General features: G+C 69.7%; 11 protein-coding genes. 8 read left to right on the top strand and 3 right to left on the bottom strand.

The features are described from left to right. Window positions 1–55: 55 nt before the first annotated feature. On the top strand, window positions 56–2,215 hold the full coding sequence (locus ACFV6H_RS26450) for a hypothetical protein (RefSeq protein WP_385546592.1): 2,160 nt from the start codon (window positions 56–58) through the stop codon (window positions 2,213–2,215). A gap of 155 nt (window positions 2,216–2,370) precedes the next feature. On the opposite strand, the gene ACFV6H_RS26445 is transcribed toward ACFV6H_RS26450, so the two are convergent. Next, the gene (locus ACFV6H_RS26445) at window positions 2,371–2,973 is read right to left on the bottom strand and encodes a TIGR03086 family metal-binding protein (protein ID WP_385546589.1); all 603 of its coding nucleotides are present in this window, start codon (window positions 2,971–2,973) and stop codon (window positions 2,371–2,373) included. 196 nt (window positions 2,974–3,169) lie between these two features. Here ACFV6H_RS26445 and ACFV6H_RS26440 point away from each other — a divergent pair, with 196 nt between their 5' ends. From ACFV6H_RS26440 to ACFV6H_RS26415, 6 genes are all read left to right on the top strand, one after another. Beyond that, window positions 3,170–3,901, top strand: a complete 732-nt coding sequence (locus ACFV6H_RS26440) for a DUF1684 domain-containing protein (RefSeq protein ID WP_385546587.1) — start codon at window positions 3,170–3,172, stop codon at window positions 3,899–3,901. Window positions 3,902–3,978: 77 nt separating this feature from the next. Continuing rightward, window positions 3,979–5,496, top strand: coding sequence for an ABC transporter substrate-binding protein (locus tag ACFV6H_RS26435; RefSeq protein WP_385546584.1), 1,518 nt, complete (start codon window positions 3,979–3,981; stop codon window positions 5,494–5,496). Window positions 5,497–5,630: 134 nt separating this feature from the next. Beyond that, window positions 5,631–6,596, top strand: coding sequence for an ABC transporter permease (locus ACFV6H_RS26430; RefSeq protein WP_384786617.1), 966 nt, complete (start codon window positions 5,631–5,633; stop codon window positions 6,594–6,596). A gap of 56 nt (window positions 6,597–6,652) precedes the next feature. After that, window positions 6,653–7,540, top strand: coding sequence for an ABC transporter permease (locus ACFV6H_RS26425; protein WP_385546581.1), 888 nt, complete (start codon window positions 6,653–6,655; stop codon window positions 7,538–7,540). Continuing rightward, window positions 7,537–8,382 (top strand): ATP-binding cassette domain-containing protein, encoded by an 846-nt coding sequence (locus ACFV6H_RS26420; RefSeq protein WP_385546578.1) that lies wholly within the window; start codon window positions 7,537–7,539, stop codon window positions 8,380–8,382. The genes ACFV6H_RS26425 and ACFV6H_RS26420 overlap by 4 nt, the downstream gene beginning before the upstream one ends. Continuing rightward, the gene (locus ACFV6H_RS26415; protein WP_385546575.1) at window positions 8,379–9,218 is read left to right on the top strand and encodes an ABC transporter ATP-binding protein; all 840 of its coding nucleotides are present in this window, start codon (window positions 8,379–8,381) and stop codon (window positions 9,216–9,218) included. Before ACFV6H_RS26420 ends, ACFV6H_RS26415 begins: the two co-directional genes overlap by 4 nt. Before the next feature lie 85 nt (window positions 9,219–9,303). Here ACFV6H_RS26415 and aceB read toward each other — a convergent pair whose 3' ends face one another. Both aceB and ACFV6H_RS26405 read right to left on the bottom strand, forming a co-directional pair. Continuing rightward, complete coding sequence (gene aceB / locus ACFV6H_RS26410) at window positions 9,304–10,935, bottom strand: malate synthase A (protein ID WP_385546572.1); 1,632 nt, start codon at window positions 10,933–10,935, stop codon at window positions 9,304–9,306. Between the two features lie 293 nt (window positions 10,936–11,228). After that, entirely contained in the window at window positions 11,229–11,927 is a 699-nt protein-coding gene (locus ACFV6H_RS26405; RefSeq protein WP_385546569.1) for an NTP transferase domain-containing protein, read from the bottom strand. Between the two features lie 246 nt (window positions 11,928–12,173). On the opposite strand from ACFV6H_RS26405, the gene ACFV6H_RS26400 reads away from it, so the two are divergent. Continuing rightward, on the top strand, window positions 12,174–12,494 hold the full coding sequence (locus ACFV6H_RS26400; protein WP_093600457.1) for a DUF5955 family protein: 321 nt from the start codon (window positions 12,174–12,176) through the stop codon (window positions 12,492–12,494). Window positions 12,495–12,561 lie beyond the last annotated feature (67 nt).

Here is a 12,561-nt window from a genome sequence, read left to right as displayed (position 1 = left end):
CCGAGGTTGGGCCGGGAACGAGGCGTTGTCAGACCCACGTGGCACGATTCCGGTCATGGATCTCGTACAGGTATTCACCGATCTGGACGCCCAGCCATGGGCGGAGTTCGAGCACGCCTACGGCAGCGCCGAGGATGTGCCCGCGCTGCTGCGCGGGTTGGCGAGCGAGGACGAGGAGGAGGTGTCGTCGGCGCTGGGCGAGTTGTACGGCAGCATCTTCCACCAGGGCTCGGTGTACGAGGCCACCGCGCACGCCGTGCCGTATCTGGCCGGGCTGGCCGCCGCCGGAGTCCAGAGTCTTGAACTGCTGCTTCTGCTGGGCGGGATAGCCGAGAGCGGGGACGAGCGGGACGGCGAGGCGGTCGGCGGCTGCCGGGCGGCCGTCATCGCCCAACTGCCCCTGATCCTGCCGTTCGTGGAGGCGGACGACGCGCGGCTGCGGCAGGCGGCGGTCTGGGCGGCGGCCAGAACGGGAGCGGCGGAGCCGGTCCTTCCGGCGCTGCGGCGGTGCGGGGAGCATGAGGAGGACACGCTCGTACGGGCCGAGCTGCTGGCCGCGACGGCGCTGCTCGATCCGACGGGCGCCGCGCCCGCGGTGACGGCGGGCCTCGACGTCGGCGAGCCGGCGGAGCTGCGGATCGCCGCGGTCCTCGGCTGTCTGGACGCGGAACTGCCCTGGACATCCGCGCACCATGAGGCCGTGCTGTCGCTGCTCCCGCTCGACGCACTGGTCGCCGACCGCTTCGACGAGGACCGGATGGAGCCCTTCCGGTACATCGTGGACACCCTGTTGGAGCGGGAGACCGCCGCCGACCGCGAGGCGGCGCTCTCCCTGCTCGACGCTGTGCTCCGTTCTCCGGACGCCGAGGCGCGGGCGGAGGCCCTGTGGGCGGCGGAAGAGGCGTGCGACTACTCGCGCGAGGCCGCGGCCCGGCTCGCGGCGCCGCTGGTCCGCCTGCTGGAGGATCCGTCCTCGGCGCGCCCGGCGCTCACCGTCGTGGACAAGCTGGGCGCGTACGCGGCTCCGGCGGCGCCCGCGCTGGCCGTTCTTGCGTCCAGCGGCGGCGATCTCGCGGACGGCGCGCTCGCCTCGCTCGTCCGGATCGACCCGGAGCGGGCGGCGCCGCTGCTCGCGCGTGATCTGTCCGAACGGCCCGCGGCTCTGGGCGCGGCCTGCCGTTTCCGGGACGGCGAGGGCGTCGAGCCGTTCCCGTACCGCCCGGAGTTGCTGACCGCTGTACGGGCCCGGCTGACGGATCCGGATCTCACCGGGAACGAGCCGATCCGGCTCACCTGGCTGCTGACCGGTTGGGGCGAGCGCGCCGCGCCCGCGTTTCCCGAACTCCTCGCGGTGCTGGAGACGTTCCCGGTCTTCGTGCCGCGCGCACTGGCGGCGGCCGATCCCGTCAAGGCCGTCGGGCCGCTGCGCGAGGCCGCCATATCGGGGCCGGAGGAGGGCCGGTTCGCGGCGGCGCGCGCACTGCACGGGATCGCCGGCGACAGCGGGCCGCTGCTGACGGTTCTCGCGGTCGAGCTGGCCGGCCGCGATCCTCGCCGGCTGCGGGAGGCGGCCGGTGCCACCGACGGCCTGGGCCAGGACGCCGCCGTACTGCTGCCCTCGCTCCGGTCGGCCCTCGGTACGGACGAGGACGGTACGACGATTCCTCGGAAGGACGCCGATCTGGAGATCGCGCTCGCGCTGTGGCGGCTGACGGGCGACCCGGACGACGCGGTGCCCGTGATCGCGCGCGTACTGGCGCAGGCGGAGAGCGAGTGGATGCGCTGGACGGCCGTGCGCGCGGCGAAGGCCGCCGCTCTCCTCGGCCCGGCCGCGGCCTCGCTGCGCCCGGCGCTGGAACGCGGACTGGCCGTCCCGGAACGGGCACCGGCGATGGTCCTCGCCCTGCTCGCCGTGGATCCGTCGGACCGGGACCGTACGGATCTGGCGGACGCGGCCCTGACCTCCGCCGAGCGCCATGCCGATGCGATGGGAGCCCTGGACGCGCTCGTGGCCCTCGGGCCCGAGAACCTGTCACGGCCGCATCTCGACCGTCTCACCGATCTGGCGGAGCGCGACCGCCGTGTGTGGTGTCCCGGTCGCTCCGGGAGCGCGGCCGAGACGGACGCCTGCTTCCAGGAAGCCGCCCGCGCACTGCTCCGCACGGCCGGAACCATATCCGCCGGTACGGCGACGGCCCGGCCCACGACCGCCTGAGCCCGGCGACCGGCGCTGGTCATGACGCCGGTCACCGGGACAGCGCGCCCTCGGATATCAGGACGGCCCAGGCATCGGGACGCCCTCGGGAGCGGGTCCGGACCGGTCGACCGTGAGGCCCCCCGACCTCCGGGCCCCGGCCCGGACCCGCCCGCTCATGCGCCCGGCCGCCAGTCGGGGCGACGGCCGCTCAGGCCGATCACCCGGTCCAGCAGCGGGGCTTCCTCGGGCAGCTCGACGGGCGGGCCGAACAGCCCGTCAGGAGCCGGATCTCCATCGGCCGACCGCGCCGCGGCGATCAGCATCGCGTACGACACGCGCAGGCTCGCCTCGTCCGGCGCGTACTCCTGGCCCGTGCTCCGCGCGAGATCCCAGCCATGGATCTGCACTTCGTTGAGCGCCACGACCGCCGCCACCTCACCCGGCAGCTCGACACCGCCGACCCGGGTGCCGCCCTGCCAGGCGCCGGGCGACCGCCAGGCCTCCGCCAGTTCGTCCAGCTGCCGGGGCAGCGCCTCGCGCCAGTCGTCGGGCAGCACGGGCAGAGCGGCGTTCGGTGACGTATCCGTCGTCGGCCCGAGCTCCTTCCGCGCCGCGTCCCGGAACGCCACGGTCAGCCCGACGAGATGCCCGAGCACCTCCCGCACGGTGTACGCGGGACAGGGCGTGGGCCCGGTGAGCTGTTCCTCACTGATACCGCCCACCAGCCCGGCCACGGTCCGGCAGACGGGACCGAGGTCGAACGGGTCGGCCTTCATATTCGTTTCCATACAGAGGTGGACCGGCCCGGCCACCGGAACTCATCGGGCGAAGACGGATTTGGGACGGCTGTCTCGAAGGATGGTCGATTATGGCTGGAAATAATCCCTCGCATGTACGATCCACTCGTTCCAGACCCGACAGCGACAACGCGCGCCGGATCGAACCTTTTACGCAGACCGGAGCGAGTTACGCATGTCCGTACAAACCCGTGCTTCCGTGACGGCCATAGCCGCCGCACAGGCTGGTTTTGACGCCTGGCGTGTCTCACGGCAGACCGCCGTGACCGGGCCTCTCGGTAATCTGGCGCTGGTCGAGACCCGTTGGCTGGCTCCCGGCGCCGAGGTGACCGAGGAGTTGGCGCGGGTCACGCCGTCCGACGGTGTGACGGTCACCACAGTGGCGCGGACCAATCTCCATACCGGTGAGCCGGAGCACGCCCTGCGTTTCTGGGACGCCGATGCCCCGGCCGTGCGGCACTTCTCACATATCGATGCCTATCCGTTCCAGCCGGACTGGGTGGTCGAGGCCGCCTTCACCTCCGTCTCCACCGACCGGCGCGTGCCGTTCGAGCACATCAGGGACAGCGGAGGCAGCCGGGAACTGGTCGTTCCCGGCGATATCCACGTCACACTGGACGGTGTGGACTACACACTGTCGGCCTTCAACGACGACGGAACGCTTCTCCTGGTCTTCGGTGATCCGACCAACGGCACTGACACTTATGGCGCGGGCCGCTTCCTGTTCGTCCCGCGTGAAGGGAAGAGCGAGACGGTGATACTCGACTTCAACCGCGTCTTCGTGCCGCCGTGCGGTTTCTCCGCTCAGTACAACTGTCCGTTGCCGCCACGGCAGAACCGGCTGCACCTGCCCGTCGAGGCGGGCGAGAAGGTCCCGGTTTTCCGTGGCGGCTACGCCGTCAACTGAGCTCACCCACGGCACCACAGCCGGACCGGTCACCGCTCGCGGGACCCGCGTCCGGCCGTTGATCAGGAGTAGAAGAGATGAGAAAGTCCGTACCGCTGCTCGGCGGCACCCTGGCGGTCACCCTGTCCCTGGCCCTCACCGCCTGCGGCTCCGGGACCGACAGCAAGAACACCACGCCCTCCGGTTCGTACGACAAGAACGCCACGGTCGGCGTCGGATCGCTCTACGAACCGCAGAATCTGGACAACACCGGAGGCGGCGGCCAGGGCGTGACCGAGGCGCTCAACGGCAATGTCTACGAAGGCCTGTTCAGGCTCACCGACACCGGCAAGGTCGAGAAGCAGCTCGCCGAGGATTACACCGTCAGCCCGGACGGCCTCACGTACACGTTCAAGCTGCGCGACGGTGTCACCTTCCACTCGGGCAAGAAGCTCACCTCCGCGGATGTGAAGTACAGCATCGAGAAGGTGACCGCCGAGAACTCCCAGTCGGCGCGCAAGAGCAGCTTCGACATGATCAAGTCGATCGCGACGCCCGACCCGGCCACGGTCGAGGTGACGCTCTCGTCCAAGTCGATCTCGTTCGTCTACAACCTCAGCTATGTGTGGATCGTCAACTCCGAGGCCAAGGACCTCAAGACCTCGGAGGACGGCAGCGGACCGTACAAGCTGGACAAGTGGACGCGGGGCTCCGCGCTCAGCCTGGAGCGCTTCACGGGCTACTGGGGAACGCCCGCGACCAACGCGAAGGTCGTCTTCCACTACTACAAGGACGCCACCGCCCTCAACAACGCGCTGCTCACCAACGCCGTGGACGTGGTGACCAGCGAGCAGAGCCCGGACGCTCTCGACCAGTTCAAGAGCAACCCGGCCTACAAGGTCAACGACGGCAAGTCGACCACCAAGCTGCTGCTGGCCTTCAACGACAAGGTCAAGCCGTTCGACAACGTCAAGGTCCGCAAGGCCGTCAGCTCGGCGATCGACAACAAGAAGCTGCTCCAGTCGGTGTGGGGCGACCACGGCACGCTGATCGGCTCGATGGTCCCGCCGACCGATCCCTGGTACGAGGACCTCACCAAGGTCAATCCGTACGACGTGGCGCTCGCCAAGCGGCAGCTCGCCGAGGCCGGCTATGCCAAGGGCTTCGACTTCACGCTCGACACGCCGAACTACGACCCGCATCCGACGGCGGCCACCTTCATCAAGTCGGAGCTGGCCAAGGTCGGTATCAATGTCAAGATCAACATCATCACGCCGGACGAGTGGTACACCAAGGTCTACAAGAACCACGACTTCAGCGCGACGCTCCAGGAGCATGTCAACGACCGCGACATCGTCTGGTACGGGGACCCGGACTTCTACTGGGGCTATGACAACAAGCAGGTCACCGAGTGGGTCAAGCAGGCCGAGCAGTCGGACACCACCGACGAGCAGACGGCGCTGCTGAAGAAGGTCAACAACCAGATCGCACAGGACGCGGCCAGCGACTGGCTCTACCTCTACCCGCAGATCGTGGTGGCCTCCACCAAGCTGTCGGGCTACCCGCTCAACGGTCTCAACTCGCAGTTCTACGCCTACGGCATCAAGAAGAGCTGATGCTCCGCGCCGCCGTACGGGCCCGGTCGCCCCACCCGGTCCGTACGGCGGCGCCTCCGCCGTGGCCGATATCTCCGTCGGTATCCCCGTCGCCCCGTCGATATCCCGCTTCCGTCGATCGGTCCTCCTCCCTGATGATCTCGTACCTGCTGCGGCGGCTGGCCTTTCTGGCCGGCTCCCTGTTTCTGGCCGGCGTGGTGATCTTCCTGCTGCTACGGCTGCTGCCCGGCGATCCCGCGAACTCCCTGCTCTCCGTAGGCGCCACTCCGGAGCAGATCGCCGCGGCCCGTCATGAGATCGGCTCGGACCGCCCGCTGCCCGAGCAGTTCGTCACCTGGCTCGGCCAACTGGCCACCTTCGACCTGGGCAACTCGTTCATCAGCTCACTGCCGGTCGGTCCGGAGATCACCTCCCGGCTCGATGTCACCGTCCCGCTGACGCTGCTCTCCTTTCTGCTGGCCGTGGTGATCGCGGTTCCCGTCGGCTTTGTCGCCGCCCATCGGTCGGCCACCTGGTACGGCACGCTGATCAGCGGAATCTCCCAACTGGGCATCGCCGTACCGGTCTTCTGGATCGGGATGATCCTGATCACCGTGTTCGCGCTGCGCCTCGGAGTGCTGCCCGCCGGCGGCTTTCCGCAGGACGGCTGGGCGCAGCCGGGAGAGGCACTGACCTCGCTGGCCCTGCCGGTGATCACCGTCGCCCTGGTGATGTCCGCCTCGCTGATCCGGTACGTACGGTCCGCCGCCCTGGATGTCCTCGGCAGCGACTATCTGCGTACGGCCAGGGCGCTCGGCTCGTCCTTCAACCGGGCGATGTGGCGCCATGGAATGCGTAACGGCGCCGTACCGGTCGTCTCGGTCCTCGGTATCGAACTCGCCACGACGCTGCTGGGCGCGGTGGTGGTCGAGACGGTGTTCGCACTGCCCGGTCTGGGCAGTCTGCTCGCCCAGGCGGTCGCCCAGCATGACTATCCGACGGTCCAGGGAGTGCTCTTCGTGAGCACGTTCGCGGTCCTCGTCATCGGATTCCTGAGCGATGTCGCCCAGCGGCTGATCGATCCCCGGCTGCGGGGCCGGCTGTCGGGAGGTGCCCGATGAGTGAACGGACCGAGCGGACGGAGCGGACCAGACGGACCGCAGAGGAGCCGACCGCCGTGGAGCTTACGAAGACGCCTCCGGATACGGGCAAGGAGGCCGGCACGGCTTCGGCGCCCGTACCGCCCGTACGGAGACGGCGTTCACCGGCGCTGATGGCGGGCTGTGTCCTGGTGGGGCTGATCGTCGCGGTTGCGCTGGTCTCCCTGTTCTGGGTGCCGTACGCGCCCGACGACACCACCGGCGGCCGGCTGATGTCACCCGGCCTGCCGCATCTCCTGGGCACCGACAAGCTCGGCCGTGATCTGCTCACCCAGCTCATGACCGGCGCGCGTATCGCGCTGGAGGCCGGTCTCGGCGCGATCGCGATCGGCACGGCGCTCGGCGTCTGCGCCGGACTGGCCGCCGGCTTCGCCACCCGCTGGCTGGACGACACACTCTCCACGCTGCTGGACGTGCTGATCGCCTTTCCCACACTGCTGCTGGCCATGCTGATGGTCGCGGCCCGGTCGGCCTCGCTCAGCTCGGCCGTTCTCGCCATCGGGTTCGCCATGACCGCGGTGGTGGCCCGGCTGACCCGGATCCTGGTCAAGCGCGTGCTGGCCCAGGACTACATCACCGCGGCCCGTACCTCGGGAACGTCATGGCCACGTGTGATCACCGGCCATGTGCTGCCCAATATCTGGCCCACTCTGGTGGTGAATCTCGCCCAGCAGTTCGGTCTCGCCGTGATGGCCGAGGCGAGTCTGTCGTTCCTCGGGCTCGGCGCGCCGCCGCCGAACGCCTCCTGGGGACGGATGCTCCACGAGGCACAGGCGACCGTGTTCACCGCTCCCACCGGAGTCATCGCTCCCGGAGTGCTGCTGGTCATGCTGGTCGTCGGTGTCAATCTGATCGCCGACGGACTGCGCGACACGCTGGACCCGACCCGGCGGAGGAGCCGATGAACGTGCCCGGTCCGCAGGCGCCCGAGGCGAAGGTGCTCGACGTCGGAGGCCTCACGATCCGTACCGACCAGGGCCGGGCCCTGGTCTCGGACCTGTCGTTCTCGATCGCCGCGGGCTCCCGGCTCGGACTGGTCGGCGAGTCCGGCTCCGGCAAGTCCCTCACCGCGCTCGCCGTACTGGGCCTGCTGCCGCCCGGGATGACCGCCTCCGGCAGCATCGTCCTGAGAACGGCCACGGACGGGCCCGGCACCGAGGTCATCGGCGCGGCCGAGCAGCGGCTGACCGGTCTGCGCGGCCGGGCCGCCACGGTCGTCTTCCAGGAGCCGCTCACCGCGCTCGATCCGCTGATGCGGATCGGCGGCCAGATCGCCGAGCCGCTGCGCCGGTGGCGCGGGCTGCGCGGAGCCGCGCTGCGCCGCGCGGTGGAGGAGTCACTCGACCAGGTACGGCTTCCCGAGCCGGACCGGATCATCCGTGCCTATCCGCACGAGATCTCCGGCGGTCAGCGCCAGCGGGTGGCGCTCGCCATGGCCCTGGCCTGCGAACCGGCCCTGCTGATCGCGGACGAGCCCACCACCGCCCTGGATGTCACCGTCCAGTCGGAGGTGCTCGCGCTGCTGGACGGACTGGTCGCCCAGCGGGACATGGCGCTGCTGTTCGTCAGCCACGATCTGGCGGTCGTCTCCGCCGTGACCGACCATGTCCTGGTGCTCAAGGACGGATCGGCCGTCGAGTCCGGGAGCGTGGACGACATCGTGCGCCGCCCACGGCACCCGTACACCCGGGATCTGGTGGACAGCGCCCGGCACCTCGAAAGCGCACTGGAACGGATCGTCCGATGACCGCACCGATCCCGGCCGCACCGATCCCGGCCGCACCGGCCCCGGACTCCCTGGCCGAGGACGCCCCGATCCTGGCCGCGCGTGACGCGGGCTTCGCCTATCGCGGCTCGCCGCCCGTACTGCACGGCGTCTCGCTCGACATCACCGCCGGCCGCAGCGTTGGGCTGGTCGGTGAGTCGGGCGCCGGCAAGACCACGGTGCTCCGGCTGCTGCTCGGCCTCACCCGGCCCACGAGCGGACGGATCCTGTTCGACGGCGACGAACTCAGGCTTCGCGACCGTGAATTGATGCGCCGCTTCCGCCGTGGCGTACAGAGCGTGTTCCAGGATCCGTACTCGTCGCTCGATCCTCGTCAGCGGGTCGGCGGAATCGTCTCGGAGCCGCTGCGCTCGCTCGGACTGAGCAGGTCCCGAGGCGGCGACGATCCCAGGGTCGCCGCCGCGCTGGAGGCCGTCGGCCTGCCCGCGGACGCGGCCGACCGCTATCCGCACGAATTCTCCGGCGGTCAGCGGCAGCGCGTCGCGATCGCCAGAGCCACCGTGTGCGAGCCACGGGTGCTGCTCGCCGACGAGCCGGTGAGCGCCCTCGATGTGACCACCCGGGTCAGGATCGTGGATCTGCTGATCGAGCTGAAGGAGACAAGAGGGCTGACCGTCGCGATGGTCTCGCACGATCTGTCGGTGGTGGCGGCGCTGTGCGAGTGGACGGCGGTGCTGGAGCACGGCCGGATCGTGGAGCAGGGAGACACGGCCTCGGTACTGGGCTCGCCGTCCCATCCCTACTCCCGACGGCTGATCGCCAGCGTTCCGAGGCTTCCCGCACCGGAAGAAGCCTGAACGGACCTGGACCCCCCGACCCGGGCCCGCCGCCTCAGCCGCAGAGCTGTCTCAACCGCGGAGCTGCCTCAGCCGCGGAGCCGCCTCAGCCGCGGAGCTGCTCGTACGCGGGGAGCGTGAGGAAGTCCGTGTAGTGCTCGTCCAGGGCCACCGTCAGCAGCAGATCATGGGCCTGCCGCCACTTCCCGGACGCGAAGGCCTCGTCGCCGATCTCCGCGCGGATCGCGGTGAGTTCCTCGTCGGCGATCGCGCGGGCGAGTTCCGGAGTGGCCCGTACGGTCCGGCCGTCGTGCTCGAACTCGACGCCCGCGTTGATCCACTGCCAGATCTGGGAGCGGGAGATCTCCGCCGTGGCCGCGTCCTCCATCAGATTGAAGATCGCGACCGCGCCCATGCCCCGCAGCCAGGCCTCGATATACCGGATACCGACCTGGACGGCATTGCGCAGGCCCTCGTACGTCGGCCTCGCGTCCAGCGAGTCGACAGCGATCAGATCACCGGCCGCGACGGAGACGTCCTCGCGCAGCCGGTCCTTCTGGTGCGGCCGGTCGCCGAGCACCGCGTCGAAGGAGGCCATCGCGATCGGCACCAGATCCGGATGGGCGACCCAGGAGCCGTCGAAGCCGTCGGCGGCCTCGCGGTCCTTGTCCGCCTTGACCTTCTCGAAGGCGACCTTGTTGACCTCCGCGTCATGCCGTGACGGGATGAAGGCCGCCATACCGCCGATGGCGTGCGCGCCGCGCTTGTGGCACGTACGGACGAGCAGTTCGGTGTACGCGCGCATGAACGGCGCCGTCATCGTGACCGCGTTGCGGTCGGGCAGCACGAACTTGGCGCCGCCGTCACGGAAGTTCTTCACGATCGAGAAGAGATAGTCCCAGCGGCCCGCGTTGAGCCCGGAGGCGTGGTCGCGCAGCTCGTAGAGGATCTCGTCCATCTCGTAGGCGGCGGTGATCGTCTCGATCAGTACGGTCGCCCGCACGGTGGACTGCGGAATGCCCACGTAGTCCTGGGCGAAGACAAAGACGTCGTTCCAGAGGCGCGCCTCCAGATACGACTCCGTCTTCGGGAGATAGAAGTACGGGCCCTTGCCCAGCTCGATCAGCGTCCGCGCGTTGTGGAAGAAGTACAGACCGAAGTCGACCAGCGCGCCGGGCACCGGCACTCCGTCCACCTGGAGATGACGCTCCGTCAGATGCCAGCCGCGCGGGCGCATCACGACGGTCGCCAGCCGGTCCGCGTCCTTGAGGGCGTACGACTTGCCGGAGCGCGGGTCGGTGAAGTCGATACGGCCAGCGTAGGCATCCATCAGATTGAGCTGGCCCAGGACCACATTCTCCCAGGTGGGCGCCGAGGCGTCCTCGAAGTCCGCGAGCCAGATCCGCGCGCCGGAGTTGAGCGCGTTGATCGTCATCTTGCGGTCCGTGGGACCGGTGATCTCCACCCGCCGGTCTTCGAGCGCGGCGGGCGAGGGAGCGACGCGCCAGCTCTCGTCCTCGCGGATCGCGGCGGTCTCCGGCAGAAAGTCCAGACTGGCGGTACGGGCGATCTCGGCGCGGCGCTCGGTGCGGCGGGCGAGCAGTTCATCACGCCGGGGAGTGAACCGCCGGTGCAGCTCCGCCACAAAGGTGAGGGCGGCGTCGGTGAGTACCTCGTCCTGCCTGGGCAGGAGTTCGGCGTCGACGACCACCGCTGGGGACGGCGCTGGTGCGGACATGAGCTGTCACTCTCCTTCGCGGGATGCTTCGCGGGGGGTGTGCCCGGCGGCCGGCGGTTCGCCTTGGACGGCACGAGGTGCCATGGCGCCGGGATACGGTCGCGGGCGCCGACCGAGAGGCCGGACGCTCTGACCTGTGGATAGTAGTTTCCTCATGGTGGAAGTTCAATGGTTTGTTGATATCGAGAATCTCCGGGTCGACAGACCATGGCGCCGGGTGCCAGGCCCGATGCCGGGCCGGGTGCCAGGGAGTCCGCGGTAGGTCTGCCGTGGGCTACTGCTCCAGACGTGGACTACTGCTCCAGATACGACAGATCTTCCTCCGTGTCGATGTCGTACGCCTGCGCGACATCGCCGCACTCGACCAGAACGATCTCGCTCGCATGCGCCTTCAGATAACCACGCGCCCCGCGATCGCCCTCCGCGTCCGCCGCGATCTCCGCCCAGCGGCGGGCGCCGAACAGTACGGGATGGCCGCGCCGTCCGTCGTACGCGGCCGACACCAGCGCGTCGGGACCGCTGTGCGCGGCGGTGTACGCGGCCACCACCCGGGCCACCGCCGCCGCGCCGATGCCCGGCTGGTCCACCAGCAGTACGAGCGCCGCCGCCGCGTCCGTACCGAGCAGCGAGAGCAGCCCGGCGCGCAGCGAGGATCCCATGCCGTCGGCCCACCGCGGATTGTCGACCAGAACGCATCCGGGCAGCTCGGCCTCGTGCCGTACGCGGTCCGCCGCCGCGCCCAGCACCACATGCACCGGTGCGCAGCCGCCTTCGCGCAGTGTGCGCGCGGCATGCTCGACCAGCGGGCGGCCCCGGTGGTTCAGCAGTGCCTTCGGCCGGCCGCCCAGTCTGCGCCCGCCGCCCGCCGCGAGCAGCAGCCCGGCGACGGGCCGATCCGAGGTGGCGCGAGCGGCGGTATCGCAAGCGGCGGTATCGCGAGCGTCCGCGCTGTCGCGAGCGCCCGTGCTGTCGTTGTCCGTGCCTGCTGCCATAGGCCCTGCATACCGTATCCGTGCGCGGTGTGCCGATACCTGGCCCGCCGTGATCATCGGGTGTTCTGTCCGCATTCCACTCGGATTCCCGCTGTATTCCGTCCGCGGAGTGGCGCGCACCGCGCGGAATGGCGTTAACTTGCCCGCGAACCTTGGCGCTTGACCACCGTCCGGGAGTCGGAATGTCAGCGTGAAGGTGTGCCGACACAAGAATGTGTGGGCGCGAGGGGCAAGGGGGGGGAAGCTTTGTTGCGGAGCGTGGGGCAGCCGCCGGTGACAGAGAACGGCGAGGACCCGAGGGTGGCGGGACTGGACGGGGCCGTTTCCAGGCTCCGGCGTGAACTGGCGGGCTATCCGGTCGAGTTCAGGGACCGGGCCATCGCCGAGGACGAACTGGCGGCGCTGGCCGGGATGGTGGCGGACGGTGCTCCCGAGATCGCCCGTATGCGCCGTTCGCTGCTGCTGATCGTCGGTTCGATCGGTTCGGTCAGCGCGCTGGGACCGGCGCTGATGGGTGTACGGAACGCCGTCGACCTCTTCGGAGAGGCGCCCCGGCCACGCCGGTAGCGCGTTTTCGAGTACCGGTTCGAGTGCCGAATCGAGTACTGGATCGGCCGGACGTACCAGGGATCTG

This window comes from Streptomyces sp. NPDC059743, assembly GCF_042732975.1.
Lineage (GTDB): Bacteria > Actinomycetota > Actinomycetes > Streptomycetales > Streptomycetaceae > Streptomyces.
The sequence above is the reverse complement of the archived record's forward strand: the minus strand, read 5'-3'. Positions and strand labels throughout refer to the sequence as shown.

Bases quoted from the DNA above. Each gene is read 5' to 3' on its own strand.
- ACFV6H_RS26430 (WP_384786617.1), top strand. From the start codon at position 5,631: ATGATCTCGTACCTGCTGCGGCGGCTGGCCTTTCTGGCCGGCTCCCTG.
- ACFV6H_RS26435 (WP_385546584.1), top strand. From the start codon at position 3,979: ATGAGAAAGTCCGTACCGCTGCTCGGCGGCACCCTGGCGGTCACCCTG.
- ACFV6H_RS26440 (WP_385546587.1), top strand. From the start codon at position 3,170: ATGTCCGTACAAACCCGTGCTTCCGTGACGGCCATAGCCGCCGCACAG.
- ACFV6H_RS26445 (WP_385546589.1), bottom strand. From the start codon at position 2,973: ATGAAGGCCGACCCGTTCGACCTCGGTCCCGTCTGCCGGACCGTGGCC.
- ACFV6H_RS26415 (WP_385546575.1), top strand. From the start codon at position 8,379: ATGACCGCACCGATCCCGGCCGCACCGATCCCGGCCGCACCGGCCCCG.
- ACFV6H_RS26405 (WP_385546569.1), bottom strand. From the start codon at position 11,927: ATGGCAGCAGGCACGGACAACGACAGCACGGGCGCTCGCGACAGCGCG.
- aceB (WP_385546572.1), bottom strand. From the start codon at position 10,935: ATGTCCGCACCAGCGCCGTCCCCAGCGGTGGTCGTCGACGCCGAACTC.
- ACFV6H_RS26420 (WP_385546578.1), top strand. From the start codon at position 7,537: ATGAACGTGCCCGGTCCGCAGGCGCCCGAGGCGAAGGTGCTCGACGTC.
- ACFV6H_RS26450 (WP_385546592.1), top strand. From the start codon at position 56: ATGGATCTCGTACAGGTATTCACCGATCTGGACGCCCAGCCATGGGCG.